The organism is Paraburkholderia sp. Cy-641, from assembly GCF_011752945.1.
Taxonomy (GTDB): Bacteria; Pseudomonadota; Gammaproteobacteria; order Burkholderiales; family Burkholderiaceae; genus Paraburkholderia.
In genome coordinates this window covers 97835-123881 of record NZ_VWWM01000007.1, presented here as the reverse complement: position 1 = coordinate 123881, position 26047 = coordinate 97835, and the positions used below count along the sequence as shown (strand labels likewise).

The window sequence follows — 26047 nt, the reverse complement described above, 5'->3', positions numbered from 1 at the left end:
GAAGAGGCACGTTATGACGATTCTCGGCATTGAACAGATTACCTACGGCGTGACGGATCTCGCCACCTGCCGCCGGTTTTTCTCGGACTGGGGTCTCAAGGAGACCGCGTTCGACGACCAACACGCGCGTTTCGAAACGATGAACGGCTGCACGGTGCTCGTCGTCGACGCGAACGACGCGGCGCTGCCGCCCGCGTTCGAGGACGGCCCGACGCTGCGCGAAGTGACGTGGGGCGTTGCGACGAAGGCGGAACTCGATGCACTGCGCGGCCGCTTCGCCGGTCAGCCCGGCCACTACGAAACCGACGACGCGCTCGGCTGCATCGACCCGAACGGCATGGCGATTCGCGTCGAAGTGACGCGCAAGCGCGCGGTCGACGTGCAGGGTTCGCCGTCGAACGTGTGGGGCAAGACGCTGCGCGTCGATCAGCCGTCGCCGGTCTACGAACGCGCGGAGCCGGTCGAAGTCGGCCACGTCGTGTTCTTCACGAACCAGCTCGCCGAACAGGAAAAGTTCTATCACGAACTGCTCGGCTTCGAGACCTCGGACCGCTATCCGGGCCGCGGCGCGTTCATGCGCTGCGCGCCGCACGGCGGCCACCACGACCTCTTCCTGCTGGCCTTGCCGAACGGCAAACGCGGCCTGAACCATGTCGCGTTCACCGTGCGCGACATCCACGAAGTGTTCGGCGGCGGTATGCACATCAACCGTTGCGGCTGGGAAACGCAGCTCGGGCCGGGGCGTCATCCGGTGTCGTCGGCGTACTTCTGGTACTTCAAGAATCCGGCCGGCGGCCTGATCGAGTACTACGCCGACGAAGATCAGCTCACGCCCGAATGGCAGCCGCGCGAATTCGAACCGGGTCCGACCGTGTTCGCCGAATGGGCGATCGAAGGCGGCATCGACGGCAATACGCGCCGGCAGAAAGACGCGAAGGCGCCGGAAGGCAAGTTCATGACGGAGCGCAAAAATGACTGACGCCGCCACCGCAAAGGCCCGGGCCGCGCATGCGGGGCTCGAAGCGCCGCGCACGGTCGTCGTGATCGGCGGCGGCCAGGCGGCCGGCTGGGTCGTGAAGACGTTGCGCAAGGAAGGCTTCGACGGCCGCCTCGTGATGATCGCCGACGAAGTGCATCTACCCTACGAGCGCCCGCCGCTCTCGAAGGCCGTGCTGGCCGGCGAAGCCGATATCGAAACCGTGCGCCTCGTGAAGCCCGACGACTTCGACGCGCTGAACGTCGAAGCATGGCAGCCCGATTGCGCGACCTCGATCGATCGCGAACAGCGCATTGTGCGCACGCAGTCGGGCCGCGAAGTGCAATACGACCGCCTCGTGATCGCGACCGGCGGCGCGGCGCGCCGTTTGCCCGACGCGCTCGTGAAGACCTCGCATCTCGCCTATCTGCGTACGCTCGACGAAGCGGTCGCGCTCGGCGAACGGCTGCGCGCGAGCCAGCGCGTGCTCGTGGTCGGCGGCGGCTGGATCGGTCTCGAAGTCGCGGCGACCGCGCGCAAGCTCGGCGTCGAAGCCTGTGTGGTGGAAGGCGCGCCGCGTCTGTGCGCGCGCTCGCTGCCGCCGCTGGTGTCGGACTTCCTGCTCGACCTGCATCGCGCGAACGGCGTGGACGTGCGCCTGAACGCCTCGCTCGTCGCGCTCGAAGATCACCCGGACGACGCAAAGCGGATTCGCGCGACGTTCGCGGACGGCTCGACGCTCGACGCCGATTTTGCGGTGGCCGGCATCGGTCTCACGCCGCACACGGCGATTGCCGAAGCGGCGGGCGTGAAGGTCGAGAACGGCATCGTCGTCGATCATTTCGGCGCGACCGACGACCCGCGCATCTTCGCCTGCGGCGACGTGGCGAATCATCCGAGCGCATGGCTCAAGCGCCGCGTGCGGCTGGAGTCGTGGGCCAACGCGCAGAACCAGGCGATTGCCGTGGCCAAGGCCTTGCTCGGCAACTTCGAAGCGTATGCGGACATTCCGTGGTTCTGGTCCGATCAGTACGACGTGAACCTGCAGATTCTCGGCGACATTCCGGCCGATGCGCCACTCGCGGTGCGCGGCGATCTGTCGACGCGGCGCGCGACGCTGTTCTATCTGGAAGACAACACGATTCGCGGCGTGATCGCGATCAACACTCCGCGCGAACTGAAGCTCTCGCGCAAGTGGATGAATCAAGGCCGGATCATCGACCTTGCCACCCTGACTGACGCCTCTACGGCGCTTGCCTAACCATTTTTACGGACGGCACCTTGGCATGAGAACCATCGATAACTCAACAGGAGACCGCAGCAGCGCCGGTGTTTCAGGCGCCGTGACGCAGGGCTCGATCATCGCGAGGCTCGAACGCCTGCCGGGGAACGCGCTGCAAGTACGTGCCCGTATCCTGATCGGTCTCGCGACGTTCTTCGACGGCTTCGACGTGATCGCAATCGCGACGACGCTGCCGCTGCTGATTGCGAAGTGGCACCTGACGCCGTGGGACGTCGGCTTTTTGCTTGGCTCCGGCTCCATAGGACAACTGATCGGCGCGTTCCTGTTTCCGTGGTATGCGGAGCGCGGTGGACGCGTGAAGGCAATTGCGCTGAGCTCGGGCATCATCGGTATCACGAGTATTGCGTGCGGTTTTGCGCCGACGTTCGCCGTATTCGTCGTGCTGCGCATTATCCAGGGGCTGGGACTCGGCGGCGAATTGCCGGTGGCCGCGACCTATATCAACGAGATCAGCCGCGCGCATGGCCGCGGGCGTTTCGTGCTGCTGTACGAAATCGTCTTCCCGATCGGGCTGCTCGCATCGAGCGCGATGGGGGCGTGGATCGTGCCGCGTTTCGGCTGGCCGGCGATGTACTTCATCGGCGGCATGCCGCTGATCCTGTTCTTCGCGCTGCGCAAGCTCGTGCCGGAATCGCCGCGCTGGCTCGCCGTGCGCGACCGGATGGCCGAAGCCGATTCCGCCGTGCTCGCATTCGAACGGGCCGCCAAGGTGCCGCTGCCGCCGGTGGCAAGCTCGGCCGAATTCGACGAGATGGTCAATCGCCATCCGAAGCGCAGCGTCTCGGACCTGTTCGGCCCGGCCTACCTGAAGCGCACGATTGCCGTGGCGATGCTGTGGGTGACCTGCGGCTTTATCCAGTACGGTCTGTCCACCTGGCTGCCGACGATCTACCGCACGATCTATCACGCGCCGTTGCAGCTTGCGCTGAACCTGGCCGTGGCGGCTTCGGTGCTCGGCGTGGTCGGCTCGCTCGTCTGCGCGCTGCTGGTCGATGCGGTGGGACGCAAGCCGATCATCAACATCTCGTTCATCCTGTGCGCGGTGTCGCTGGCGATGGCGGGCGTGTTGCACGACTCGTCGGTGTACGTGGTCGCAACCTTCTGTGCATTCGCGCTTGGCTTCCTCGCGAGTGGCTTCATCACCGCTTACGTGTACACGCCGGAGCTGTACCCGACGAGCATCCGCGCGATGGGTTGCGGCGTGGGCGGCGCCTGGCTCAAGATCGCGGCGATCTTCGCGCCGGCCATCGTGTCGAAGACGATGATCGGCGGCAATCTCGAAGTGGCGTTCTATATCCTCGCTGCCGTGCCGTTCGTCGCGGCGATCGCGGTGCACTTCCTCGGCATCGAAACCAAGGGCAAGGTGCTGGAGCAACTCGAAGCCTGATATCGCATTGCTGACGCGGTTTCGAGAAAACGAAAAGGCGCACCACGTGGTGCGCCTTTCGTCTTTCCGGCTGCTTTTTTTGCGTTCGCTGCGGAATTGCGACGCGTGGTGCGTCACAGCGCTTTGCGATACACGACGAAGCCCGACCTGTCCGCGACCTTGTCGTAAAGCTTCATCGCGGTCTGATTCGTCTCGTGCGTTTGCCAGTAGACGCGTTCCGCGCCATCGGCCTGGGCGCGCGCATACACGGCTTCGATCAGCGCGCGGCCGACGCCCTTGCCGCGCTCGGTGTCGAGCGTGTAGAGGTCCTGCAGATAGCAGATCGGTCCGGCCAGCGTCGTGTGACGGTGATAGAGAAAGTGCACGAGGCCGACCAGTTGCCCGTCGCGCTCGGCGACGAACGCGTGCATCGGCTCGTAGCCGTCGAAGAAGCGCTGCCAGGTGATGCGCGTGATGTCGCGCGGCAGCGCGGTCTCGCCCGAGCGGCCGTAGAACGCGTTGTACGCATCCCATAGCGGCAGCCATGCGTCGAAATCTTCGCGAATGACGGCGCGAATCAGGATCTGGGCGGACATAGGTGCGGTTCCTTATCGAATGAGGCGGGCAACAGCATGCCTGCCGGGAACGATCGAACCGTCAGCATAGAAAATTCGTGGCGCCATTGTTAGCTCCACGAGGCGCGCAAAATCTGGAACCACGGGTCGAATGGTTCCGCGCGGCGTGTGTTTTTTTAGGGTGGGTGCGCGCGTGACCGCGCGCCGGTGGTGTCACTGCGGGTGCAACCAGGCGGTCAAGGTGCCTTCAGTGACCGCGATCCGGGTTGTGACGAAGCTGGGCGCGTACCTTCTTCGCGGCGAATAGCGGCACGTAATCGAATACGCGGGCGTCCTGCCGGTAATTGGCGAGCGTATCCGCATACAGGCGGGATACCGTTTCGGCTGGCGTGTCGGTTTCTTCGGCGATGCTTCTCACCAGTTCGTCTACATTGGGCTGAGGCTGCGACATGGATCTCTCCGGATGGGGCGGCGGGCTGGGTGGACGGAACGTAAACACAACGTGAACGGCAGGAGTCCATTACAGGACGCGACCCGCCACTATGCCAATTGAATTGGCCTATCGCACGACCCGTTCCACAGAGATTTTTATCTTGCGTCGCAGCAAACGGTTGCCCGATGGGAGCGCGCGGAAAATCAATGGGTGTGGCGGTGGTGGATATCCGGGAAATGCCTATGAGCATGCGTGATCGGCGCATGGTGATGCGGATGGGTATGCGGTTCCTCGCCGTCCCATGCGAAATCGTGCTCGTGCTGATGATGCGCGTCGTGCCGATGGCGATGCGTGTGGTCGAGCGCCTCGTGCGTGTGCGCATGCTCGTGGCGTTCCCGCACATGCAGCCACACGCCGAGCGTCATTAGCGCGGCCGCTACCCAGAATTGCGAAGTCGGCAGTTCGGGCCAGAGCAGCCACGACAGCGTGACGCCGAATAGCGGCGCAACGGAGAAGTACGCGCCGGTTCGCGCGGAGCCGAGATTGCGCAGCGCGACGACGAACAGCACGAGGCTCGCGCCATATCCCGCGAAGCCGGTCAGCATCGCGAGCGCGACGCTCCACGCGGTCGTGCCGTGCGGCCAGCTCGCGCCAACGGCGAACGCCAGCGCCACGTTCACCGGGCCCGCAACGAGCCCCTTCACGCAGGCGATGAAGGTCGCGTCGTGCGTCGACACCTTGCGGGTGAGATTGTTGTCGACGGCCCAGCACGCGCATGCGCCGGCGAGCAGCAGCGCGCCCGGCGGCAGGTCCGCCGCGCCGGGCTGCCAGGCCAGCACGACGCCGCCCGCGACGATGGCGAGCATGCCGACGAACACCGGCAGGTCGACGTTTTCGCGGAATACGATCCATGCGATCAATGCGGTGAACACGCCTTCGAGATTCAGCAGCAGGGAGCCGGTGGCGGCCGGCGTGGTGTTCAAGCCGAGCATCAGCAGCGCAGGCCCGGCGACGCCGCCCGCGGCGATTGCGCCGGCCAGCCACGGTACGTCGCGCAGCGGAAAGCGGTGCGGTTCTGTTGGCTGGGCGGCGGCGGGCGATGTCGAGCGCTGGGCCGAACGACGCGTCGTTCGACGCACCACGCGGCGCGCCAGCATCACGATGCCAAGGCCGACCCCGCTGCCGAGATAGAACAGGCCCGCCAGCAGAAACGGCGATAGCGAATCGAGCAGCGCTTTCGCGAGCGGCGTGGTCGCGCCGAACAGCGCGGCGGCGAGTAGGGCGGTAAAGGCGGCGCTATGGCGGGACGGCATCGGCGGATCGGCGCTTGAGCAGGGGGAAGGCGGACACGATACCGCGATTGGCGAAGCGGCGCGAGGATCGGGCGCAAGCGGTTACCGCGCCGTAAGCTGCAAGGCCCGCGCGCGTGAGCGTCTACTTCTGCGCCCTCTCCGCCGCGTGGGCGATCCGGTCGCGCACGATGCCGATCGCCTGCTTGAGCGCGTAAACGTCCTGAAAGTAGCGATACGGAATCCGTATCTGGCTCGCGCTTGCGTCGATGCTCTCGATCTCGTCGCGCCATTGCGCGATTTGCGCGCGAGTCGGCGCGAAGTTTTTCCATACCTCGTCTTCGAGCGCCTTGATCTCGCGATACCAGACCTCGAGCCGCTTTTTCATGCGCGCTTCGAGCGTGCGCGGCAGCGCCTGTATGAGACCGATCAGAAGCGCCATGAACGGCAGCAGGATCAGCAGCCGCCGTTCGATGAGACTCGCGAGCCAGAACGGCAGATAGCGGTACAGGAACGGCCGGCCCGATTTGAAGTAGCGGATGCTTTCGTCGGAGATCGGGAATTCCTGGGTGTGCAGATTCGGAAACGTGCCGATCGGCGTGAAGTAGTCCTCGCCGCCGTGGACCGTGCGCGCCGCATCGAGCAGCAGATAGAGGAGCGCCGGATGCAGCGTGTCCTTCGAGACGAGCAGCGCCGTGGCCGCGAGCAGCGTGACGTCGGCGCGCGGCAGATCGTCGGCGACGCTGGCCGAGGCGCGCGGCAGGACGATCTTCGAGAGCGACGGGAATTTCTGCACGAGCGCGTCGGCCTGCGCGAAGTTCATCAGCTTCAGGTTGCTCGTGAGCAGCGTGCGCTGCATGTCGGCGTCGGGTCTGCCGATAAAGAACGCCGCGTCGATCCGACCGCTTTGGAGCCCTTGATAAGCAGCGTTCGCATCCATTTGCAGCAGCGTCGAGTTCCGGCTCGTGATGCCGCTATAGCCGAGCAGGACCTGCGATACGTTGAGCAGACCGCTGCCGGGCACGCCGAGCGAAATGCGCTTGCCGCGCAGTTGCGAGAGAAGGTCGATCGTCGCGTCGCCGCGATAGAACACCCAGATCGGCTCGTACGAGACGGCGGCGATCGTTTGCAGGTTGTCGGTGTCCTTGGGGTTGGTCGTGCCCGACTGGATGAAGCCGACTTCGTAGGCGCTGTCGGGGTCGGTGAGCCGCTGATAATTTTCGATCGAGCCCGACGAGCTGCGAATGTCGAGCTTGATGCCTTCGTGCTTCAGCAGCGGTGCGTAGCGATCGGCAAAGCCGCGATAGATGCCGCCGTCGGCACCGGTCGTGATGACGATCGTGCGCTGGAACGCGGGCTGAAGCACGAGCGCGAGTATCCAGCCGAGGACGACGATCAGCAGGATCGCGCCGACGATCAGCAGGCGCTTGCGTGCCCGCGTCATGGGGGCTTTTTGACTGCGTTGAAGCGCGGGGTGGGGTCTCGGCATCGTTACCTGTTTCGGTTCAGGTTCGGCTTGGGTGGGTGATGGCTGGACGCGGCGCGCCCACGGCTGCGACAACCCGCGGATTACTCGCTCAGAAGATGTTTCAATTCGTCAAGGAACGAGGCCGTAGTGTGGTCCCAAAGAGCCGGGTCGCAATGGCAGCCAAAAAGATCGTCAAACGCCCTGTCCAGACAATTCACATTGGCCTTCTGGAATCGGGCTATCTCTTCCAGCGTCGCGATTCTTTCGTCCTCGGTCATTTCCGCTTTATAGGAGAGAACCAGTTCAGGTATCGAATTCCCATAGAGCGAATAGTCCTCATGGAATCGAGCCATGACCAGCTGTTCGAGATGGCTATAAGCTCCGTCATTCATGATCGAATAGTACCAAGTCGTGGCGCGGTACTGTTGCCCACGTCTCTATTTTCGTGACATTGGCGCGCATCGCTTCCGCGATGGCCCACTCTGCCTGCCTGATATCTGTGAATGATGATGCAGCGGGAATATACGGGCCTCGCCTCAGTTGCTCCTTGAGCCATGCTTCGTCCTTGTCGACGTGCTTCAGCGTGTGTCCGCCCAATTCCGGGTTGAGTGCTTTTGCCTCATGCATGGCTTGTGACGCATTACTTTTCGCCGCAGCAATTGCCACGACAACCCGGGGATAATTCGATCTCAACGCGCCTGATCTTTCCAGGTGGTTCGGTCAAGTGGACAAGAGGCTTGTAGATTCTGGCGCGAACATCGTATGGAACCTGAGTCAGACCGAATTGCATCAACATGGCTTTTGCCGAATTGGCCCGTTGCAGTGCCAATTTTTCTGGTTCTTTTTCATTTGATTCAGCCAATCAGCCGATGGACAGTACCTCTTGAATGGGATACCGAAGGCGCATGTCGATAGCCCAATTCGCCATCTTTAAAACTTGATCTGCCGATATCTGAGCCGAATTTCTTTCGAAATATACGTCGATGTTTTGACCTGGGAGGTTCTGAGAGGTATTGCATGCGAGAGCGCTGGTTGGCAGTAGTACAAGCACCAGATCGATTAGCCTGATAATCATCTACGACATACTCCGCGCGGTCGTTTGCAATATTGCTTGTTGCGACGATAGGAAGCACGAAGAAGTGTCCCCGAAGCTTGTAGCTTCAGGGGCCGCAAGACCAGCATCAATAAGACAACTCGGAAAACACAACCACAGCCGCTCATTCTCACCCGATCACCCTACCCAGCCACCCTCACCTCACCACCCAGATCCCGCGCAATAAATTCCACGAACGCGCGAATACGATTCGACATCTGATGGCGCGGCGAATACACCGCAAAGATATCCGCGTTCGGCGTGTCGTGATCGGGCAGTAGCCGGACCAGCGAGCCGTCGGCGAGATACTGCTCGATGTCCCACTCCGCGCGCATCAGGATGCCGTGTCCCTCGAGCGCCCACTTCACGGCGATCTCGCCGTCGTTGGTGGTCAGCGAGCCCTTGATGCGCACCACTTCCGTCCTGCGTGCCGCGCCCCGTCCCGAAGTCAGGCGCCACACGCCATAAGCTTCGTCACCCTGACGGATGCCGATGCAGTTGTGGCGCGTCAGATCATGCGCGGTCTGCGGCACGCCGTGCGCCGCGATATACGACGGTGCCGCGCACAGCAGGCGCCGGTTCGCCGCGAGGCGGCGCGCGACCACGCGCGTATCGGGCGGCTCGCCGAAGCGGATGCAGACGTCGAAGCTGTCGTCGGTCAGGGGCGGGGGCGTGACCGAGAGCTGCAACTGCACCGACACCTGCGGATACTTCGCGACGAAGCGCGAAATGGCCGGCCCGACGTGGCTGCGCCCGAAGCCGAGCGTTGCGTTCACGCGCAGCAGACCTTTCGGCGTCTTCTTCGCCGAGCCGAGCAGTTCGGCCAGTTCGTCGATTTCATCGAGAATCCGCCGCGCGCGCTCGACATACAGCTCGCCTTCGGGCGTCAGCATCATGCGGCGCGTCGTGCGATTGACGAGCGCGACGCCCGCGCGCTGCTCCATCTGCGTGAGGTGCTTGCTGACCGCGGCGGCCGTCAGCCCCAGTTCGCGCGCGGCCGCGCTCAGGCTGCCGGAGGCGGCGAGCGTCGAGAAAAAGCTCAGATCCGATGGCTGGACGGTAGCGCTCATCGCGTTCTCAGCCCCCTTTTATTTGTGAATACAGGTTAAAGATGCTTTGAGTCTAGCACCGGTTTTTACCCGCGAGACAGCGCTAGAGTGCGATCACACCCTTCACACAGCACAGGACGGAGACATGAAAACCTATCGCATCGCAACCATTCCCGGCGACGGCATCGGCAAGGAGGTCGTGCCGGCCGGCGCGCAGGTGCTCGATACACTCGCGAAGAGCACGCGCGCCTTCACGTTCGAGTTCGAGAGCTTCGACTGGGGCGGCGACTACCATCGCCAGCACGGCGTGATGATGCCGGAGAACGGGCTCGACGCGATTCGCGACAAGGACGCGATCCTGTTCGGCTCGGCGGGCGACAAGGACATTCCCGATCACATCACGCTGTGGGGTTTGCGCCTGAAGATCTGCCAGGGCTTCGATCAATATGCGAACGTGCGCCCGACGCGCATCCTCCCAGGCATTGACGCGCCGCTGAAGTACTGCAAGCCCGAAGACCTGAACTGGGTGATCGTCCGCGAAAATTCGGAGGGCGAATATTCGGGCGTCGGCGGCCGCGTGCATCAGGGCCATGCGATCGAAGCCGCAACCGACGTGTCGGTCATGACGCGCGCCGGTGTCGAGCGCATCATGCGTTTCGCGTTCCGGCTCGCGCAGTCGCGTCCGCGCAAGCTGCTGACCGTCATCACGAAGAGCAATGCGCAGCGTCACGCAATGGTGATGTGGGACGAGATCGCGCTCCAGATCTCGAAGGAGTTTCCGGACGTCACGTGGGACAAGGAACTCGTCGACGCGGCGACCGCGCGCATGGTCAATCGTCCGGCGACGCTCGACACGATCGTCGCCACCAACCTGCACGCCGATATTCTCAGCGACCTCGCGGCCGCGCTTGCCGGCAGCCTCGGCATTGCGCCGACCGGCAACATCGATCCGGAGCGCCGCTATCCGTCGATGTTCGAGCCGATTCACGGTTCCGCGTTCGACATCATGGGCAAGGGGCTCGCGAATCCGGTCGGCACGTTCTGGTCGGTCGTGATGCTGCTCGAACACCTCGGCGAATTCGACGCAGCAAAGCGTGTGATGCAGGCCGTCGAAGCGGTCACCGCGAACGAGTCGCTGCATACGCGCGACCTCGGCGGCACGGCCACGACCGCCCAGGTGACGGCGGCCGTTTGCGCGTTCATCGAGAAAGCGGCGTCGGTGCCGAACGCCGCGTGAGTGCATGCGAGGTGTGAACGGAGCGCACCTCAGGCGCGACCTGAGCGCGCGATCGAGCACCGGCCAAAGCCTGGCCGGTGCTCGATCCGGCGGTTGCCTAAGTGTGACCTAAGCGCGACCCGAGCGCGACCTGAACGCACGGACCGTATTCGCTTCAGACAAGGCCGACGCGCGGCTATACCGCGCCATGACACGGCCAGAACACCATCCCAACCCGACTGGCGCGACCCGGAGCCGGCCAGCGTGCAAGCCGCGCGCGGCTCACGGCTGCGCGCCGCAGGAGGAGACAATGACTTCCGAACTCGAAAGCCGGGTGACTCGCAAGCTGATGCTGCGGATCATCCCGTTCGTCATGCTGCTGTACTTCGTGAGTTTTCTCGACCGCGTGAATGTGGGCTTCGCCGCGTTGTCGATGAACAAGGCCATCGGGCTTTCGCCGACCGCCTTCGGACTCGGCGGTGGGCTTTTCTTCATCGGCTATTTTCTGTTCGAAGTGCCGTCGAATCTGATCCTTCACAAGGTCGGCGCGCGCCGCTGGATCGCTCGCGTGATGGTGTCGTGGGGGCTCGTGTCGCTCGCCTCCGCGTTCGTCGTCGGACCGAACAGTTTCTACGCGCTGCGCTTCATTCTCGGCGTTGCGGAAGCGGGTTTCTTTCCCGGCATCATCCTGTATCTGAGCCTGTGGTTTCCGGCGCGCCAGCGCGCGGTTGCGGCCGCGTGGTTCATGGCCGCCGCGCCGATCTCCACCGCAATCGGCTCGCCGATTTCCGGCGCGATCATGAAGCTGCCGCCCCTCGCCGGACTCGCCGACTGGCAAATGCTCTACATACTCGAAGCGTTGCCCGCGATCGTGCTCGGCTTCTTCGTGCTCAAGTATCTGACCGACAAGCCCGCGCAAGCGCAATGGCTTCAGCCGGAAGAGCGCGACTGGCTGATCGCGAAGCTGAAGCTCGAAGCCGACGCGCGGCATGCGCATGCGGGCCACACGGCGGGTGCGCTCAGCGCATTGCGCGATCCGCGCGTGCTTGCGCTCGCGTTGATCTACTTCGGCACCTCGGCGGGACTGTATACGCTCGGCTTGTGGGCGCCGCTGATTATCCGCCAATACGGTTTCGGCTCGTTCGAAACGGGGCTGCTGGCCGGCGTGCCGAGCGTGCTCGCGGTGATCGCGATGGTGTTGTGGGCGAGGCACTCGGACCGCACCGAGGAGCGCACGTGGCACGTCGTGATTCCGTGCGCGCTGGCTTGTGTCGGCTTCGTGTTCGCCGGCCATGCGAGCACGGCGTTGATGATCGTGCTCGCACTCGTGGTCGTGAACGTCGGGATCAGCGCGGCGAAGGCGCCGCTATGGGCGATGCCGAGCATGTTCCTGTCGGGTGCGGGCGCGGCGGCGGGGATCGCGATGATCAACTCGGTCGGCAATCTCGGCGGCTTCGTCGGTCCGTTCGCGATTGGCTGGCTCAAGAACGTGACGGGCGGATATGCCGCGGGCCTCTATGTGGTCGGCGCGACGCTGGCGGTGTCGGCGGTCGTGACGTTGATGCTGAGCCGGCAGTCGAAGCAGGATGCCGTGGCGATGGGGGAGCGGCACGGGCATTAGCGCGTTTCAGGCAGGCTGTTCCACCGCATGGATGAGTGGCGCCGTGTTCGATTTTTCGGGGCGCGCTGGGCCGTCAAGGCCAGCCCCGCGCAGTGATTCTAATCGCGGTACTCGTCGATCTCGATGGTCCCGCCAAGGGCTTCCATCATCGTGCGGATATCCTGCGGGATATCCGTTACACGGTCGCCACTTCGAGTGTTCCAGTAGCAGAAAAAGCGCAGCTTCACCTCTTTTTCGGCGACGACTTGTGGAAGATCGACGCGAGCGAGATTCAGTCTTTGGACGAGAAAGCGAAGATGCGGGGTGAGGTCGTTACTGTGTATGAATCGCTTGCTGCTCGAGCCCCACAGGCCGACACGACCGGGGCCGGCCAGGCGCCCCGATGGCGTCACAAAAGGCTCTCCTTTCGCTATAGCCGTGTCGGGCGACAAGCTGAAGTACTCGGTCCAGAACATGGGCACGACTGCATTGCCCATGACGTGAAACGTCGCATATGCCAGAGGATGGTTGGTCATTGGCCGATTTCGTTAGTTTGCCCAATCGTGGAAGTTTGCGATTGTGCAGCATGAAACCATCCAAAAAACTCCGCCGAAGCGGTCATCCCGTTCAGAAGCACACAACTCGGGCATCAGTGCATGCCGTGGTGTCGATCATGTTTTCGTCTTCGTTGTGAACTACGTGCATCGCATCGGCGCGTGTGAGGTTCACTCATTCGATCATCATGCATGCGACGCCGAAGCACTCTGGAACAGTCAGATCGAAAATGTATGACAAATAGGCCGCCTGGCATCTATGCTGAGGCATAGGAAGCACTCGCGGCTTGCCCGCTGCGCCGCGTTTCGAATCACTGGCCTTGCACCGTGACGTCACAAAACAGGGAGACAAGATGGCAACGCACGACTCTTCGCAGGCGCTCGACCCGTCGGACTATGTCGCTCAACATCTGCAGAATTTTTCTACGCCGGGACCAGCTTCGGTTACGAGCGGAACGCATCCGGCGTTCTTTGTATGGAGTTCTTATATTCTCGCGATAGCGGTCGTGCTATTTGCCGTATTGGCCGGCTTTGCCGCGCTAAAGGACGGCGGCGCGCCCTTCCGTCTCGGCAGGAGCATGAGCTTCGGCCGACGTCTGTACGTGTGGTGGTCGTGCGCGTGGCGTCAGTACCTTGCTGGCATCCTGTTCCTTGTGATCTCGATGTTCGCTTTTCACTTTCTGATTCCCAGGGCGGTGGTGCCGCTCATGACGTTCTCATTCGACGTGCTCACGCCTGATTTTGCGAGGAATTCGCGGGCATGGTCGCTTGCGATCGCGGCAATGCCGGCGATCGTGCTGTTCCTGATTTACATGCTCGCGAGCTTGCCGCTTGCAGGGTACATGGTGCGCGGCGGACTCGTTGCGCATGCGATACGCGGATCGGGCCGCTTCGGCTTCTGGCAGGCCACGCTGCTCGGGGTAACGACGTATGCGTGGGCCGTGCCCGCCAGCCTCGCGATGGCCGGCTTGGCCATTGCGTTGCCGCATCATGCGGAGAATCTGCTGCGTGCGGTTTTTATCGCGGCGTGGGGGATGTATATCGTGTTGCCGCGCCAGCTGCGCAGGATCGAGCGGTTGGGCGGCACGCTTCATTGATTGCGGGCTGCCAGTTTGGATGCGAGATGAGTGGCTTACTGCGTTGCGTCGCGTGTACCGGTGCTCACGCAACCTCACTACCCGCACACACAGCAGCCTCCGGCCGCGCCTGCTCCAGATGGCGCAGCAGCTTCGTCACCATCAGCACCACGACGAACGCGACGATCACGAAGAACACCGCGAGCGGCGTGAGAATCTGCACCGACACGAAGCCGGCGAGTCCCATCAGCGCCGACGACACGAGCAGCAGCGCGCAGCCGAGGATCGCGCTCGTCAGGCCCGCGATGTGCGGGAACAGCGAATTGCCCTTGGCCATCAGCGTCGGATACATCGCGCCCGCGCAGAGGCCCATCAACAGGACGGGTATCGAGAGCGTCCACACGCGCAGGCCGACCGTCAGCGCGAGCAGCAGCATCGCGAGCGAGGCGCCCGCCATCACGCGCGCGCCGATGCGCAGCCGTTGCTCGGCGCTCGGCAGACGCGGACCGTGCAGACGGTTCGACAGGCCGCCGAGGAAATACATCATGCCGATGCCGAGCGCGAGATAGCCGAAGAACGTCGGCGGCCGGTGCAGCGTGTTCTGCACCATGAACGGTCCGATGATGTTGAACACGAGCAGGATGCTGTAGCACAACCCTTGCGCGAGGAAGCAGCTCTGGAACACCGGGCTCGATATCACCTTGCGCGCGTTTGCAATCAGCGTGCGCGGTTCGAGATGCACGGGCTTCGGCAAGGTCTCGCGATAGCGCCACAGCATCGCCCACATCACGATCGAATAGAGAAGCAGGAAGACGAGGCACGCGCGCCAGCCGAACAGGGTTTGCAGATGCGCGCCGATCACCGGCGCGATGATCGGCGCGAGTCCCCACGCGATCGACATGTACGTGAACGCGTGCATCAGCGCGGTGCCCGCGAACGAATCGGTGATGATCGCCTTCGAGAGCAGGTTGGTGGTCGCGATGCCGAAGCCCTGCAGGCAGCGGGCGAACACGAATGTTTCCAGATTCGGCGCCGTGAGCGACAGCAGACAGCCGATCGTAAACACCACGAGCCCGAAAGCGAGCACGCGTTTGCGGCCGTACGCATCGGAGACCGGTCCGAAGATCAGCTGGCCGAACGCGTAAGCGATCATGTAGCCGGTGACGCTCGTCTGGATGGCCTGCGGCGAGGTGGCGAAGTAGCGCGCCATCGCGGGCAGCGCGGGCACGTAGATGTCGATGGCGAGCTGCCCGGCGGAAGCGAACAGGCAAATCATGTACAGCAGGAAGCGCGGCGAGTTCGGCGCGGACTGGGGAAGGACGGACGTAGGGGTATCGGGGGTCATGACTGCGTCAAAAGGGGATTCTGGCGGCGCGGCATCGGCGTGGACGTGTTCGGATTTGGAACAAATCCCGAACGAAAGCGGAGGCGCGGCACATGGTTGGTGCGTATTGTGCCTGTGGTTTGCGGGGAAGACGGGATTTCCCTGGTGGGGGAATGGATTGGGCGGCCTGTGGGGCGGCCGGGCGAGGTGGCGATTCGCATGGGCGAACGCGCAGGGCGAACTCGATGCCGCCGATGCCGGCGCGCCCTCGGCGTTGCCCGCGAAACTGCGCAGCAATGGTGCGTGCGCCGATAATGGACCCCCGTACGGCGAGTTTCCCGATCGCCTCGCTATCACCCTCACCGGACGGAACCGCCATGACCGCCCCGATTCCCTTTGTCCCCGACCGCTTCAGGTTCAGCGCGCCCCACTATCTGCTGGGCCGTCCCGCGTATTCTCCGCAACTGATCCGGCGCGTCGCGCAGTCATGCGAATTGCGCGGCTCGCATCGGCTGCTCGATCTCGGCTGCGGGCCGGGGCAGTTGTCGGTGGCGTTTTCGTCGTGGGTCGGCGCCGGTCTCGCGCTCGATCCCGAAGCGGAAATGCTGCGCATCGCGGCCGGCCTCGGCGCGGGGCTCGCGCCGAACATCGAGTATCGCCACGGCAGTTCGTACGATCTGTCGCCCGCGCTCGGATCGTTCCGGCTCGCGGTGATCGGCCGCGCATTTCACTGGATGGACCGGCCCGACACGCTCGCGCGGCTCGATGCGCTGATCGAAGCGCAGGGCGCGCTGGCGTTGTTCTCGACTTCGCCCGTGGCGGATGCGTCGATTGCATGGCTCGCGCCCTATCGCGCGCTGCTCGATGAATATTCGAGCGACGATCCGGCGCGCGAGCAGCGCAGGGCCGAAACATGGGAGAGCCACGAGACGGTGCTCGCGCAGTCGGCGTTTTCGGCGCTCGAACGGATTGCGGTTATCGAAACGCGGCGCGTGTCGGCCGAAGCGCTGCGGGCGCGGGCCATGTCGATGTCGAGTCTGTCGCGCGAACGGCTCGGCGCGCGGCTCGACGAATTGCTTGCGCGTATCGACGTACTGCTGGAAGCCCATGCAAACGACGAGGGCTGGCTCGACGAGCGCATCGAATCGATCGCGTTGATCGCGCGGCGGCCGGTGAGTGGCGCGTGATGTTACTCCGCTTCGGCTTCGTGTCGGATAACGAGCCCTGAAAACGAGCCCTGAATCGAGGCCGTTTCCTGAGGCTGTTTCTTGAGAGTGGCTAACACAACCGGGACATGAGGCTATGAAGGCCATATCCTGGCAGCATGTCCAGACGCAAAATCAGTAACGAGTTATGCGCGGCGCTGGAGCCGCTGATTCCGGTGTTCGCACCGTGGCCCAAAGGCGGGTGACGCCGAACGGTAGATGACCGTGCGGCCTTGAATGGCATCCTGTATGTCCTGCAAACGGGGATGCCATGGGAAGACCTGCCGCAGGCACTTCTGACAAAAGGCTAAATGGGCGGCTTGTGTGCGCGTTCAATGGCTTTGGTATCCCATCGGCCTACGCGTATCGCATCGAGCAGCATGCCGAGAGTCAGCGTGGGCTTACGGGGTAACAGGTTGACTGGCTTAAGCCTGAGCACGAAACGAACGAACGCCACCACAAGCACGGGAACGATGAGCAGGGCAAATAACGTATTTCCTTCGGGGCCGAAGTAGCGAAGAACGGGAAAGTTTTCACCGCCCGCAACATCGAACCGCTCAAAAAACTGATCGATGAATTCGAACGCATCGTCACCATCGATGCGCAGATCGTCACTGATGCTTGTTGATGGTGTGAGCGGCTCGGTTTTTCCGGCCCAAGGTATTTCTTCACGCGTGAATGCAACGAGCGCTTCCCATTGTGGATCATTCGCCAAGTCTGTCCTCCGGTTTGACGATCTCGTTGTAACGCTTCATGGTGCGATACATGATGAGCGTCGCATCATAGCCGAACACCATGAAGTCAAGAACCGGAACCATTCGGCCAACGACAGCGGCCAGGTGTGTTGTATATATCCACCTCACGCGAAACGGGATCAAACACCGTTCGGCGTCGCCCGCCTTTGGACGACGATGCGAACACCGGAATCAGCGGCCCCAGCGCCGCCCATAACTCGTTACTGATTTTGCGTCCGGACATGCTGTCAGGATATGGCCTTCAGCCTCATGTCCCGGTTGTGTTAGCCACTCTAAGGCCACTTCCCGAGACCATTTTTCACCGTTGCCTCACAGGCCGTTTTTTTCATAGCACCGGTACGCCGCAGGTCGTTCGTTCACACGTGTGCGTCGACGTCGCGGAGCGTTTGCGCCAGGTCATGCCGGGTGTGCCGCCAGCGACGCCACGCTTTAGCCGCTTCAAGTAGACTGGCAAGGACGCCGGCCTCGATATGCGGGGCGGCAACCTTCCATCTGCCCGCGAACGGAGGCTTGATCCATGCATGCTGTTCCCCCGCTCGAACACGATATCGCCGATGCGGCCGTCGCCGCGGAGCCTCTTCAGGCGCCGTCGCAGAATGCCGCTTCTGCCGCATCGCCAGCCGGTGCGCATGCCCCCGGCCGTGCCGCCCATGAGGCGCCCGTGCGCGATCTGCGCCGCGTTGCCATTCACCCGGACCATTGGTATCCGCTTGCGTGGTCGCACGAAGTGAAGCGCGGCAAGACGCATGGCGTGACCTTTGCCGGCGAGCCGATCGTGCTCGCGCGCACAGAGACCGGCAAGGTGTTCGCGCTCGAAGACCGCTGCGCGCATCGCCAGGTGCCGCTGCACCAGGGCGTCGTCGATGGCGAGTCGATCCGCTGCGGCTATCACGGCTGGACCTACGACTGCTCGGGCAAGTGCATCGACGTGCCGTACCTCGGCCGCGACCGGCTGCCGAACGGCGTGCGCTCGTATCCGTGCCGGGAAGTCGAGGGGTTGATCTTCGTGTTTCCCGGCGATGCCGCGCTGGCGGACCAGCGGCCGCTGCCCGGTTTCGGCTCGGTGTCGGACCCGAAGTACAGGACGCGCCGCTTCGGCCGTCCGGTCAATTGCCATTACTCGTTCATGCACGAGAACCTGATGGACATGAACCATCAGTTCCTGCATCGCCGGCAGATGGGCAAGATGCGTGCGCGTTCGGTCGGACGGCGGCGCGGCGAGGGCTGGGTCGAAGTCGATTACACGTTTGCGCGCATGGAGGGGCAGCAGCCGCTCGGCGAGGCGATCGTGTTCGGCCAGAATCGCAAGACCGGCGGCAACAACGACAAGGACATGATGACGATCCGCACCGAGTATCCGTACCAGACGCTGCAAATCCGCAATGCCGAGCAGACGCTCGTGATGGACCTGTGGATCGTCTACGTGCCGCTCGATCGCGAGCAGCGCACCAACCGGACGTTCGGGCTGCTATCCATTCGCAAGCCCGGCATTCCGGGCGCGATGACGTTGCTGTGGCCGCTGCTCGTGTGGTTTACCGAGCGTATTTTCAAGGAGGATCGCGAGATCGTCGAGGCGGAGCAGCGCGCGCACGATGCGCAGGGCGCGGACTGGAATCACGAGGTGTTTCCGGTCATCAACGAACTGCGCGCGCTGCTGCGCGAATGCGGGGTGCCCGATCAGGTGGTGGGCGCGGGTACGGGCGATACCGCGGTGATCCGCTTCCTGGATTCGCGGCACGGCAACCCGATTGCGAAGACCTGAGCGGGGCAGTGTGCGGCGTGCGTTGCACGCCGCTCGCGAGTGGCGATTGGGGCAAGCGGTGCTTGATTGCACGCGAGTTTGCGCCAGTCGAGACGGGTCGCATGCGCGCCCGTGTACCATTGCGTTTTTTCCGAACTTCAAGAAACGCTCGTGACTACGCAACAGACCCCCACCAATTCGCGTAAATCCCTCACTCTGCTGCAATTGCTCGGCCTCATCGGCGGTGTGGCTTTGATCGTTGCGATCGCGCTGAATCTGTTGGTTCAGACGCGCTGAGGCACTGCTTGCTCCGCGAGCGATGGCGATGGGAATGCCACTTCGGCTGCTGAAACGGCTCCGACCGTCATTGCCCGCGCCGTTGTCCCGTATGGCGTTTCGATCGTAGTTGCAGATTGCCGGCGCCAGCCAGGTGGAGAATGATGCGCCGGATGGAGGAAGGCCTGTCCGAGTCGTCTCCGCCCCTGGGGCGCGGCAGAGATTACCCATCGTCCGGGCGCTACTGCGGATTTAATCCGATCCGACGGAACCGATCCTGCCACGAATGACACTCGGCCAGCTTTGGCACTTTGGGATTCTTATGTGTCAAGCCTAAGCCAAATCACGTGCAGGACGACAGCATATGGCCAACGCGTCCCGGCACACACCAACCCACAGTCGTCGTGCGTCGGGACGTTGAAATCGCATCCGCTTTAGCGAGCCGCAAATGCGCGAATCAACTTGTTATGCAGTGGCCGTTGTTCCTCGTTGGCACTCCACCACTGGCGTAACGTCTGGTCACAAACCTGCATCGGGGGCAGTTGTCGATTGGCTGTTACTGCCTGCTGTAGTCCCTGCATGACACTCTGTGCGAACCGACTCAGTTCCGGGTGCCGGCGGAGCTGCAATGCGTATTCGATTCTGTCCTGGGGGCTGGCCTGTCCCAGTTGTGTTTGAAGCTGTAATTCAGCTTGGGGTATAGTTCGTGGAATATCCTGGACGAGGCCGGATTTGTGCATTCGCCGGCTCAGAAGCAAAGTGCCGTTAACGTTTGACCACTTATTGCTCTGTGCCGGGCGAAGTTCCATGAGCCCTCCGCCGAGATCCTTGAAGCCGACCGATTTGTAGAAAGTCTGCCCCGAGAACGCCATCAGCCTGACGGTACCGCCAAACCCCTTGCTTGCCGACATCGCAACGGCTTTTTCGATCAGCAACTCACCTGCTCCGGCAGCACCAGGGTGCGTGACGATGTTGTCGATCCAGAAAGCATCCTTTGCGTCTTCCTCTTTCGGAGAGACGCTGACGGTCATGATGCCGGTGGTATGTTCGCCAGCTGTTACCCGTACCGCATCCCCGGGCATGATTGACCCGTCGTTGACTTGATTCTGGATCATATCCACGACTTCTTCTACGGCACCGAGTCGGGTCGTCCAGTCCTCGTATTCCGTGGATTGTCTTGCTGCTCGAGGCGGTTATCGGCGGGCAGATTCGCCAAAATTCTCAATGCCCGCGCGAAGATTTTCGGCTTCCTGACGGACCCGAGAATTTTCAATCGAAGAAATCTGTACATGACGGCCGACTGGGTTAGCTCGCGTGGAAGTCTGCGGGCGTGTCTCCATCGCCGGCAATCCGGATAGCGTCCCCATGGCAGGCGCCGCCGTGGGAAATCTCTGAGTGCTGCCAGTCGCTTGTTGATGTGTCGAATGCGCTGAGGGTGCACCGTAACCACTCCTCGGGAGATCGAAGTTGCTGCCAAGCCGATGGGGATTTGCCACTTAGGTTGCCTCAATAGGTGCGAAAAAGAGCTGTTATATCCGACGGAGGCGAGATTGTTCTCGACCGAGGCGAACATATGAACATCTGTGAGAAGCACTATTTGAGATTCCCATTTCACATGCACTCGCGGATCGCCATGAGAATTTGCCAGCCAGCAAAAACTGATTCGCGATAACTGTTGCTGAGCGTTACGCGTTCTCTGCCGCAGTCTGGTTTTACACCGATGATCACCTGCAGGCAGTCCTCGTCCGAATCCTCCTCGCGGGCTTGCGTCTGGATGCCGTCGGCCCGTCAGTAGATCCGGCGCGCGGTGGAGACAGAGGCGAGAGTAGAAAGTACCGGCAAGAAGAACGGTCCCGCGAACACCCTCTGCGTGAATGTTTGGCACACTACGCCAATCGACGATTTCGCATGAGCGCGACCGACTTCATGACACGCATCGGATCACCCTTCGACCTCTCGCATCTCGAAGACGAATGGCTGGAAGCGGACGGCTTCGGCGGTTTCGCCTCGGGCACGGCCGGCATGCTGCGCACGCGTCGTTATCACGCGTTGCTGTTGAGCGCGACGCGCGCGCCGGGCGGGCGCATGGTGCTCGTCAATGGCGTGGAGGTGTGGCTCGAAGCGCACGGGCAACGCTTTCCGTTGAGCATGCAGCGCTATGGACCCGACGTGATCTACCCGGACCTGCGCGGGAGTCTCGATAGCTTCGATACCGTGCTGTGGCCGACGTGGCGGGTGCGGGTCGATGCACGGACGGTGGCGATAACTGAAGCGTTCGTCAGCAAGGCAACCGGCGCAACAGTGCTGCGCTGGCGGCTCGAAGGCAACGGCCTCGGCGATCTTGGCGTGCCCGTGCTGAAGGTCAGGCCGTTGCTGTCGGGCCGCGATTATCATGCGCTGCATCATGAGAATCCCGCGTTCAACTTCAGCGCGCAAATCAGCGGCGACCAGTCGTGCGTAAGCTGGCAGCCGTATGGCGGTTTGCCTGTCGTTGGCGCGGCGACGAACGGCGTCTACACGCATGCGCCCGACTGGTATCGCAACTTCTGCTACGTGCGGGAACAGGAGCGCGGGCTCGATTACCGCGAAGACCTCGCGACGCCCGGCGTCTTCAGCTTCGACATCGCAAGCGGCGAAGCGGTGATGATCCTCAGCGCTTCGAGTGCTTCGAGCGCTTCGGGGAAGTCGGACACGGCAACATCAATCCTAATTGCCAACGACAAAACCACAGCCGCCACCCACGCCGCCTATCTCGCCCAAACCGAACAGCAACGCCGCAACGCACTCGGCTCGCGCCTGCAACGTTCCGCCGATGCCTATATCGTCACGCGCAACGAAGGCCGCACGATGCTCGCGGGCTTTCCGTGGTTCACCGACTGGGGCCGCGACACCTTCATCGCGATGCGCGGCCTGCTGATCGCGTCGAACCGTCTCGACGACGCCGAAGCGATCCTGCTCGAATGGGCCGGCACGCTCTCGGAAGGCATGCTGCCGAACCGCTTCCCTGATTATGGCGACGCGCCCGAATACAACTCGGTCGATGCGTCGCTCTGGTTCGTCGTCGCCCTGCACGAGTATCTCGCGACGCAGCATGCGAGCGCCGCGACGCGCGCGCATCTGCAACAGGCGGCCGAAGCGATCCTCACCGGCTATACGAACGGCACGCGCTTCAACATCGCCGCCTGCGCCGACGACGGCTTGCTGCGCTGCGGCGTCCCCGGCGTGCAGCTTACGTGGATGGACGCGAAAGTCGGCGACTGGGTCGTCACGCCGCGCATCGGCAAGCCGGTCGAGGTGCAGGCGCTGTGGATCAACGCGCTGCGTATCGCCTCGGCATGGAACCCGCAGTGGCAGCAACCGGCCGAGCGCGCCACGCTCTCATTTCGCCAGCGCTTCGTCGACCCCGCCACGCAGGCGCTATTCGACAACGTCGACGTCGATCACGTACCCGGCACGGTGGATCGCGCGATCCGGCCGAACCAGGTCTTCGCGATCGGCGGTCTGCCGTTTCCGCTGCTCGAAGGCGCGGCGGCGCGCGCGGTGCTCGGTCAGGTCGAAGCGCAATTGCTCACGCCGCTCGGCCTGCGTTCGCTCGCGCCATCCGATCCCGCCTATCGCGGACACTACGGCGGCTCGCCGCTCGAACGCGACGGCGCTTACCACCAGGGCACGGTCTGGTTGTGGCTGATCGGGCCGTTCGTCGAAGCGTGGCTGCGCGTGAACGGCGCGAGCGCGCCGAATCTCGCTCAGGCGAGGGCGCGTTTTCTCGCTCCGCTGTACGCGCATCTCGATTGCGCAGGCCTCGATCATCTGTCCGAAATCGCCGACGGTGATGCACCGCACACACCGGCGGGCACGCCGTTTCAGGCGTGGTCGCTCGGCGAATTGCTGCGCGTCGAAAACCTGCTGGCCCGATTCGAGCGCGGCGGCGCGTAAACCGCGCTACGATGTGGGGCCGACCGCCAGGCCTGTTGCAAGGACTCCGTCATGCCACCGCTGCGCGCTGCCAATCTGCTTGCCACCGTCGAAGGTTCACGGCTGCATTCGGCCGAGTGCGGCCGCTGGCAGCGCTGGGGGCCGTATCTGAGCGAGCGCCAGTGGGGCACGGTGCGCGAGGACTACAGTGCCGACGGCACCGCGTGGGACTCCTTCCCGCACGACCATGCGCGCAGCCGCGCATACCGCTGGGGCGAGGACGGCCTTGCCGGTTTCGGCGACGACCGTCTGAGCTGGTGCGTGTCGCTCGCGCTCTGGAATCGCAAGGACCCGATCATCAAGGAGCGCCTGTTCGGCCTCACGAATGCGCAGGGCAATCATGGCGAGGACGTGAAGGAGCTGTACTTCTATCTCGACGGCACGCCCACGCATTCGTATATGCGCATGCTCTACAAGTACCCGCATGCGGCGTATCCGTACCAGGACCTCATCGAAGAAAACGCGCGGCGCGGCGGCGACATGCCGGAGTACGAAATTCTCGATACCGGCGTATTCGACGACGCGCGCTATTTCGACGTGCAGGTCGAATACGCGAAACATACGCCCGACGACATCGTGATGCGCGTGACGATCGAGAATCGCGCCGACGAAGCCGCCTCGCTCGACGTGCTGCCGCAAATCTGGGCGCGCAATTCGTGGTCGTGGAAGGAGAACGGCAACAAGCCGAAGCTCGTGATGGGCGCCGATCATGACGGCACGCTTCATCTCGTCGGCCATCATCCTTTGCACGAGCCGATTATCGTGACCGCCTGGTCGAAGGATGCGCCGCTTGCGTGGCTGTTCTGCGAAAACGACACCAACGTGAAGCGTCTTTTCAACGTCGACGGCGCGGGCCCGTTCAAGGACGGCTTCAACGATTACCTCGTGCACGGCGACGCAAATGCGATCCGTCACGATGCGGGCACCAAGGCCGGCGTGCATGCGGCGCTCGAACTCGGCCCGCATGCGCGCGCGGTCGTCTATCTGCGCTGGCGCACGCAAGCGGCCGGCGATGAAGCGCCGCTCGACGCCGATGCGGTATTCGCGCGCCGCCTCGCCGAGGCCGACGCATTCTATGGCGCGTTGCAACACGAGATCGCCGATGCCGATGCGCGCCTCGTGCAGCGCCAGGCGCTCGCGGGCATGCTGTGGTCGAAGCAGTACTACCAGTACGACGTGCAGCGCTGGCTCGACGGCGATCCGTTGCAACCGCGCCCGCCCGCCGAGCGTAAGCACGGCCGCAACGTGGACTGGCGGCATCTGTGCAACGCGGACATCGTGTCGATGCCCGACAAGTGGGAGTATCCGTGGTACGCGTCATGGGACCTCGCGTTTCACGCGGCCGCCTTCGCGCTGATCGATCCCGCGTTCGCGAAGAAGCAGTTGCTGCTGCTCGTGAAGGACCGCTATCAGCATCCGAACGGGCAACTGCCCGCCTACGAATGGGCGCTCGGCGACGCGAATCCGCCCGTGCATGCCTGGGCCGCGTGGCGCGTGTACGAGATCGATCGCGCGCTGACCGGCAAGGCCGATCGCGATTTCCTCGAACTCGTGTTTCACAAGCTGCTGCTGAATTTTTCGTGGTGGGTCAACCGCAAGGACGCCGACGGCCACAATATTTTCCAGGGCGGTTTTCTCGGGCTCGACAACGTCGGCATTTTCGATCGCTCGTCGCCGCTGCCGACCGGCGGTCATCTCGATCAGGCCGACGGCACCGCGTGGATGGCCGCGTATGCGCTCGACCTCATGCGCATCGCGCTCGAACTCGCGTACGCGAATCATGTGTTCGTCGATATCGGCGTGAAGTTCTTCGAGCACTTCCTGTATATCGCGGAAGCGGTCAGTTGCGACGACGACTGCGAGACGGGCCTGTGGGACGGCCAGGACGAGTTCTTCTACGACAAGCTGCGCCTGCCCGACGGCAGCAACATTCCGATGCGCGTGCGCTCGATCGTCGGGCTGATTCCGCTGTTCGCAGTGCACGTGCTCGAAGAGCGTCTGCACGGCGGCTTGCCGGGGCTGCGCGAGCGGCTCGTGTGGTTCCTCGAACATCGCCCCGATCTCGCGCGGCTCGTGTCGCGCTGGAACGAGCCCGGCAAGGGCAATGCGCTGTTGCTCTCGCTGCTGCGCGGCCATCGCATGAAGGCATTGTTGCGGCGCGCGCTCGACGAAAGCGAATTTCTTTCCGATCATGGCGTGCGCGCACTGTCGCGCTTTCATCGCGATCAGCCGTTCGTGTTTCAACACAACGGCAACAGCTTCTGCGTCAAATATCTGCCGGCTGAGTCGGACACGCGCGTATTCGGCGGCAATTCGAACTGGCGCGGGCCGGTGTGGATGCCGGTCAACTATCTGCTGATCGAATCGCTATACGAATTCCACCGCTATTACGGCGACGATTTTCGCGTCGAGTACCCGACCGGCTCGGGGCAGAAGTTCTCGCTGGCCGAGATCGCCGACGAACTCGCGCGCCGCGCGACCACGCTGTTTCTGAAGAACCGGGACGGCGAGCGGCCCGTGATGGGCGCGTATCCGCTGTTGCAGGCGGACCCGCGCTCGCAGGATCTGGTGCTGTTCCACGAGTATTTTCATGGCGATAACGGCCGTGGCGTCGGTGCTTCGCATCAGACCGGCTGGAGCGGGCTCGTCGCGTTGTTGTTGCAGCCGCGCGCGATGGCCGCGTCGGGCAACGTGCCGCTCACTGGCGAGCCGGCGCTTGCGCCGGTCGCGTGAACGCGATTGAACTGTGCGGGTGCGCGTGTGGTCTTTCATA

Annotated in this window: 22 protein-coding genes and 2 pseudogenes; 12 read left to right on the top strand and 12 right to left on the bottom strand. The window is 63.2% G+C overall.

The features are described from left to right. Positions 1 to 13: 13 nt before the first annotated feature. Genes F3J20_RS06055 through F3J20_RS06045 form a run of 3 tightly spaced genes read left to right on the top strand, consistent with a single transcriptional unit; the run spans position 14 to position 3666 of the window. Positions 14 to 979, top strand: a complete 966-nt coding sequence (locus tag F3J20_RS06055; RefSeq protein ID WP_167282477.1) for a VOC family protein — start codon at positions 14 to 16, stop codon at positions 977 to 979. After that, positions 972 to 2237, top strand: coding sequence for an FAD-dependent oxidoreductase (locus tag F3J20_RS06050; RefSeq protein ID WP_167282475.1), 1266 nt, complete (start codon positions 972 to 974; stop codon positions 2235 to 2237). Before F3J20_RS06055 ends, F3J20_RS06050 begins: the two co-directional genes overlap by 8 nt. 25 nt (positions 2238 to 2262) lie before the next feature. Continuing rightward, on the top strand, positions 2263 to 3666 hold the full coding sequence (locus F3J20_RS06045; RefSeq protein WP_167038819.1) for an MFS transporter: 1404 nt from the start codon (positions 2263 to 2265) through the stop codon (positions 3664 to 3666). A 113-nt stretch (positions 3667 to 3779) separates the two neighbouring features. Here F3J20_RS06045 and F3J20_RS06040 read toward each other — a convergent pair whose 3' ends face one another. The 7 genes from F3J20_RS06040 to F3J20_RS06010 form a co-directional block, all read right to left on the bottom strand. Further along, a complete protein-coding gene (locus tag F3J20_RS06040; RefSeq protein WP_167282473.1) occupies positions 3780 to 4241 on the bottom strand; it encodes a GNAT family N-acetyltransferase in 462 nt (153 codons plus the stop codon). Between the two features lie 226 nt (positions 4242 to 4467). Further along, a complete protein-coding gene (locus tag F3J20_RS06035) occupies positions 4468 to 4671 on the bottom strand; it encodes a DUF3562 domain-containing protein (protein ID WP_167038815.1) in 204 nt (67 codons plus the stop codon). A gap of 185 nt (positions 4672 to 4856) precedes the next feature. Then, positions 4857 to 5966 carry a DMT family transporter gene (locus tag F3J20_RS06030; protein WP_167282471.1) on the bottom strand — a complete coding sequence of 370 codons (1110 nt, stop codon included), beginning with the start codon at positions 5964 to 5966 and terminating at the stop codon, positions 4857 to 4859. 121 nt (positions 5967 to 6087) lie between these two features. Next, positions 6088 to 7386 (bottom strand): TAXI family TRAP transporter solute-binding subunit, encoded by a 1299-nt coding sequence (locus tag F3J20_RS06025; RefSeq protein ID WP_167282469.1) that lies wholly within the window; start codon positions 7384 to 7386, stop codon positions 6088 to 6090. A 125-nt stretch (positions 7387 to 7511) separates the two neighbouring features. After that, positions 7512 to 7802 carry a contact-dependent growth inhibition system immunity protein gene (locus tag F3J20_RS06020; RefSeq protein ID WP_167282467.1) on the bottom strand — a complete coding sequence of 97 codons (291 nt, stop codon included), beginning with the start codon at positions 7800 to 7802 and terminating at the stop codon, positions 7512 to 7514. Beyond that, the gene (locus F3J20_RS06015; protein WP_167282465.1) at positions 7795 to 8076 is read right to left on the bottom strand and encodes an RNase A-like domain-containing protein; all 282 of its coding nucleotides are present in this window, start codon (positions 8074 to 8076) and stop codon (positions 7795 to 7797) included. The genes F3J20_RS06020 and F3J20_RS06015 overlap by 8 nt, the downstream gene beginning before the upstream one ends. Before the next feature lie 570 nt (positions 8077 to 8646). Next, on the bottom strand, positions 8647 to 9573 hold the full coding sequence (locus F3J20_RS06010; protein WP_167282463.1) for a LysR substrate-binding domain-containing protein: 927 nt from the start codon (positions 9571 to 9573) through the stop codon (positions 8647 to 8649). A 124-nt stretch (positions 9574 to 9697) separates the two neighbouring features. Between F3J20_RS06010 and F3J20_RS06005 the strand changes: the two genes are divergently transcribed. Then, positions 9698 to 10789 (top strand): tartrate dehydrogenase, encoded by a 1092-nt coding sequence (locus tag F3J20_RS06005; protein WP_167282461.1) that lies wholly within the window; start codon positions 9698 to 9700, stop codon positions 10787 to 10789. A gap of 289 nt (positions 10790 to 11078) precedes the next feature. Beyond that, positions 11079 to 12389, top strand: a complete 1311-nt coding sequence (locus F3J20_RS06000; RefSeq protein ID WP_167038802.1) for an MFS transporter — start codon at positions 11079 to 11081, stop codon at positions 12387 to 12389. A 98-nt stretch (positions 12390 to 12487) separates the two neighbouring features. On the opposite strand, the gene F3J20_RS05995 is transcribed toward F3J20_RS06000, so the two are convergent. Further along, positions 12488 to 12904, bottom strand: coding sequence for a DUF4279 domain-containing protein (locus F3J20_RS05995; protein ID WP_167282459.1), 417 nt, complete (start codon positions 12902 to 12904; stop codon positions 12488 to 12490). Between the two features lie 371 nt (positions 12905 to 13275). On the opposite strand from F3J20_RS05995, the gene F3J20_RS05990 reads away from it, so the two are divergent. Then, positions 13276 to 14019, top strand: coding sequence for a hypothetical protein (locus tag F3J20_RS05990; RefSeq protein WP_167282457.1), 744 nt, complete (start codon positions 13276 to 13278; stop codon positions 14017 to 14019). 64 nt (positions 14020 to 14083) lie between these two features. Here the strand turns inward: F3J20_RS05990 and F3J20_RS05985 are convergent, their stop codons facing one another. After that, complete coding sequence (locus tag F3J20_RS05985) at positions 14084 to 15343, bottom strand: multidrug effflux MFS transporter (protein WP_167038796.1); 1260 nt, start codon at positions 15341 to 15343, stop codon at positions 14084 to 14086. Positions 15344 to 15699: 356 nt separating this feature from the next. Between F3J20_RS05985 and F3J20_RS05980 the strand changes: the two genes are divergently transcribed. After that, positions 15700 to 16509 (top strand): class I SAM-dependent methyltransferase, encoded by an 810-nt coding sequence (locus F3J20_RS05980; protein WP_167038794.1) that lies wholly within the window; start codon positions 15700 to 15702, stop codon positions 16507 to 16509. Between the two features lie 137 nt (positions 16510 to 16646). After that, a pseudogene (locus F3J20_RS05975) lies at positions 16647 to 16823 on the top strand (transposase); the annotation flags it as partial. Positions 16824 to 16834: 11 nt separating this feature from the next. On the opposite strand, the gene F3J20_RS05970 reads toward F3J20_RS05975, so the two are convergent. After that, on the bottom strand, positions 16835 to 17242 hold the full coding sequence (locus F3J20_RS05970) for a DUF1493 family protein (protein WP_167282455.1): 408 nt from the start codon (positions 17240 to 17242) through the stop codon (positions 16835 to 16837). Between the two features lie 170 nt (positions 17243 to 17412). Continuing rightward, positions 17413 to 17505, bottom strand: a pseudogene (locus F3J20_RS32010) (IS5/IS1182 family transposase); the annotation flags it as partial. Positions 17506 to 17799: 294 nt separating this feature from the next. On the opposite strand from F3J20_RS32010, the gene F3J20_RS05965 reads away from it, so the two are divergent. Continuing rightward, entirely contained in the window at positions 17800 to 19044 is a 1245-nt protein-coding gene (locus F3J20_RS05965; protein WP_167282453.1) for an aromatic ring-hydroxylating dioxygenase subunit alpha, read from the top strand. A gap of 150 nt (positions 19045 to 19194) precedes the next feature. After that, positions 19195 to 19320: a hypothetical protein gene (locus tag F3J20_RS32370; RefSeq protein WP_275691441.1), complete on the top strand. Its 126-nt coding sequence runs from the start codon at positions 19195 to 19197 to the stop codon at positions 19318 to 19320. A gap of 413 nt (positions 19321 to 19733) precedes the next feature. Here the strand turns inward: F3J20_RS32370 and F3J20_RS05955 are convergent, their stop codons facing one another. After that, positions 19734 to 20414, bottom strand: a complete 681-nt coding sequence (locus F3J20_RS05955; protein ID WP_167282449.1) for a hypothetical protein — start codon at positions 20412 to 20414, stop codon at positions 19734 to 19736. 811 nt (positions 20415 to 21225) lie between these two features. Between F3J20_RS05955 and F3J20_RS05950 the strand changes: the two genes are divergently transcribed. After that, on the top strand, positions 21226 to 23235 hold the full coding sequence (locus tag F3J20_RS05950) for an amylo-alpha-1,6-glucosidase (protein ID WP_167282542.1): 2010 nt from the start codon (positions 21226 to 21228) through the stop codon (positions 23233 to 23235). A 51-nt stretch (positions 23236 to 23286) separates the two neighbouring features. Then, positions 23287 to 26007: a glucosidase gene (locus tag F3J20_RS05945; RefSeq protein ID WP_167282447.1), complete on the top strand. Its 2721-nt coding sequence runs from the start codon at positions 23287 to 23289 to the stop codon at positions 26005 to 26007. Positions 26008 to 26047: the final 40 nt, after the last annotated feature.

Excerpts from the sequence above, each read along its gene's own strand:
- F3J20_RS06055 (WP_167282477.1), top strand. The coding sequence starts at position 14 with ATGACGATTCTCGGCATTGAACAGATTACCTACGGCGTGACGGATCTC.
- F3J20_RS06050 (WP_167282475.1), top strand. The coding sequence starts at position 972 with ATGACTGACGCCGCCACCGCAAAGGCCCGGGCCGCGCATGCGGGGCTC.
- F3J20_RS06045 (WP_167038819.1), top strand. The coding sequence starts at position 2,263 with ATGAGAACCATCGATAACTCAACAGGAGACCGCAGCAGCGCCGGTGTT.
- F3J20_RS06040 (WP_167282473.1), bottom strand. The coding sequence starts at position 4,241 with ATGTCCGCCCAGATCCTGATTCGCGCCGTCATTCGCGAAGATTTCGAC.
- F3J20_RS06035 (WP_167038815.1), bottom strand. The coding sequence starts at position 4,671 with ATGTCGCAGCCTCAGCCCAATGTAGACGAACTGGTGAGAAGCATCGCC.
- F3J20_RS06030 (WP_167282471.1), bottom strand. The coding sequence starts at position 5,966 with ATGCCGTCCCGCCATAGCGCCGCCTTTACCGCCCTACTCGCCGCCGCG.
- F3J20_RS06025 (WP_167282469.1), bottom strand. The coding sequence starts at position 7,386 with ATGACGCGGGCACGCAAGCGCCTGCTGATCGTCGGCGCGATCCTGCTG.
- F3J20_RS06020 (WP_167282467.1), bottom strand. The coding sequence starts at position 7,802 with ATGAATGACGGAGCTTATAGCCATCTCGAACAGCTGGTCATGGCTCGA.
- F3J20_RS06010 (WP_167282463.1), bottom strand. The coding sequence starts at position 9,573 with ATGAGCGCTACCGTCCAGCCATCGGATCTGAGCTTTTTCTCGACGCTC.
- F3J20_RS06005 (WP_167282461.1), top strand. The coding sequence starts at position 9,698 with ATGAAAACCTATCGCATCGCAACCATTCCCGGCGACGGCATCGGCAAG.
- F3J20_RS06000 (WP_167038802.1), top strand. The coding sequence starts at position 11,079 with ATGACTTCCGAACTCGAAAGCCGGGTGACTCGCAAGCTGATGCTGCGG.
- F3J20_RS05995 (WP_167282459.1), bottom strand. The coding sequence starts at position 12,904 with ATGACCAACCATCCTCTGGCATATGCGACGTTTCACGTCATGGGCAAT.
- F3J20_RS05990 (WP_167282457.1), top strand. The coding sequence starts at position 13,276 with ATGGCAACGCACGACTCTTCGCAGGCGCTCGACCCGTCGGACTATGTC.
- F3J20_RS05985 (WP_167038796.1), bottom strand. The coding sequence starts at position 15,343 with ATGACCCCCGATACCCCTACGTCCGTCCTTCCCCAGTCCGCGCCGAAC.
- F3J20_RS05980 (WP_167038794.1), top strand. The coding sequence starts at position 15,700 with ATGACCGCCCCGATTCCCTTTGTCCCCGACCGCTTCAGGTTCAGCGCG.
- F3J20_RS05965 (WP_167282453.1), top strand. The coding sequence starts at position 17,800 with ATGCATGCTGTTCCCCCGCTCGAACACGATATCGCCGATGCGGCCGTC.
- F3J20_RS05955 (WP_167282449.1), bottom strand. The coding sequence starts at position 20,414 with ATGATCCAGAATCAAGTCAACGACGGGTCAATCATGCCCGGGGATGCG.
- F3J20_RS05950 (WP_167282542.1), top strand. The coding sequence starts at position 21,226 with ATGACACGCATCGGATCACCCTTCGACCTCTCGCATCTCGAAGACGAA.
- F3J20_RS05945 (WP_167282447.1), top strand. The coding sequence starts at position 23,287 with ATGCCACCGCTGCGCGCTGCCAATCTGCTTGCCACCGTCGAAGGTTCA.